1 pseudogene is annotated in these 1,877 nt (G+C 71.7%); it reads right to left on the bottom strand.

The window, feature by feature from the left end:
* A pseudogene (locus tag E2F46_RS17545) lies at nucleotides 1–1,877 on the bottom strand (ESPR-type extended signal peptide-containing protein); the annotation flags it as partial.

The raw sequence follows: 1,877 nt of genomic DNA, 5'->3' as shown, positions 1-1,877 counted from the left end.
CCGGTCGCGGTCGAGGCGAAGCCACTGGCCACGCTCTCGCTGCCCACCGCCACGGCGTACTCGCCCATGGCCTGGGCATACGCGCCCAGTGCGGTCGCGTTGGCCTGGTCGGCCACGGCGTTGAAGCCCACCGCCGTGGTGAACTCGCCCAGCGCGAACGCGCCGCTGCCGAAGGCAGAGGCACCGTCGCCGATCGCCGCCGCCGACTCGCCCGCCGCCGTCGCAAAATCGCCATCGACGATCGCATCGTTGTCGGTATCGGCGCTGCCGGTCGCCTTGAAGTAACGGCTGGTCTCGGCACCCTCGCCGGCCAGTTCCGCCACCGCGTTGAGCTGGTTGAGGTTCACCGCATCCGTGCCTGCCGTACCGGCCGCCACGTTGGTGATCTGACGCTGCGTGGTGGCGTTACCCACCGATACCGTGTTCTCGCGCGCACCGGTGACCGAACCCTGGCCCAGCGCCACACTGTTGGCGGCAGTGGCGCGCGAGTTCGCGCCGATCGCCGTGGCGTTCGCCGCCTGGGCGTACGCACTCAGGCCCACCGCCGTACCGTTGGTCGCAACCGTGCTCACCCACGCATCCCGGCCGATCGCCGTGCCGCCGGCCGCCTGCGCCCAGGCGAACTGGCCCACCGCCGTGGTGTTGGCACCGGCCGCCCACGACTCGCCGCCGACCGCCACGCTGTTCGCACCCGTCGCCTCGCTCAGGCTGCCGGCCGCAAATGCCATGCTGCCCGAGGCCACCGCCTCCACACCCACGGCCACCGCACCGATCGCCGTGGCCTGTGCGGCATAGCCGTACGCGGCACTGAAATCAGCCGTCGCGCCCGAGAACCCGCCCACCGCCGTGCTGTAGTTGCCACCGGCCGTGCTGCTGAACCCGTTCGCCGTCGACTGGATGCCGGCCGCCGTCGAACCGGTACCGGTCGCCGTGCTGTACGCGCCCAGCGCCTGCGAACCGGCACCGTAGGCGCTCGCGCCCTCGGCACCGGCCGTCGTCGTCTGTCCGTTCCACAGGCCGCCCACCGCCGTCGCGCTGTCGCCGATCGCCGTGGCGGCATAACCGGATGCCGTCGCGTACTGTCCATCGGCATACGCGCCACTGCCCACCGCCGTGGCGCCTTCCGAGATCGCCGTGCTCGCCGAACCCACCGCCGTGCTGTAGTCGCCCTCGGCATACGCGTCCGAACCCGACGCCGTCGACTCCTCGCCCAGCGCGAACGCCTCGCCGGCACCCGTCGCCTGGAAGTAGCGGTTGCTCGCCGTCGCCGCTTCCAGCTGGCCCAGGTTCACCGCGTCCGTCTCTTCCGTGCCCGCCGCCACGTTCGTGATCTGGCGCTCGTTGCCCGCGCTGCCCACCGACACCGTGTCGGCGCGGTCGGCCACCGAACCCTGGCCCAGCGCCACGCTGCCGTCGGCATCTGCCACTGCATCCGAGCCCAGCGCCAGGCTGTTGTCACCATAGGCCTCGGCGAAGTTGCCCACCGCCGTGCTGTTGAAGCCCGCTGCATACGCCGATCCACCGATCGCCGTCGAGAAATCACCCGAGGCCTCCGTCGCGAAGAACCCGCTGCCGCCCAGCGCCACGCTGTTGAGGCCCGAGGCGATGCTGCCCTGGCCCACCGCCGTGCTCGCCACACCCGAAGCAGCCGCATCCGCGCCCACCGCCAGGCTGTCGCTGCCCGCCGCAATGGCCGAGTTGCCCAGCGCCGTGCTGTTGAAGCCGCTCGCATCGGCAAAGGCACCCACCGCCGTCGCAAAATCGTTGCCCGCGATCGCGCCGGCACCGAACGCCGCGGACGCATCACCGCTGGCCACGCTCTCCGCACCCACCGCCGTGGAAAAATCGCCGCTCGCTTCGGCAAACGCGCCAACGGC

The organism is Luteimonas aestuarii (assembly GCF_004357985.1).
Lineage (GTDB): Bacteria > Pseudomonadota > Gammaproteobacteria > Xanthomonadales > Xanthomonadaceae > Luteimonas > Luteimonas aestuarii.
This window is presented reverse-complemented; position numbering and strand designations above follow the sequence as displayed.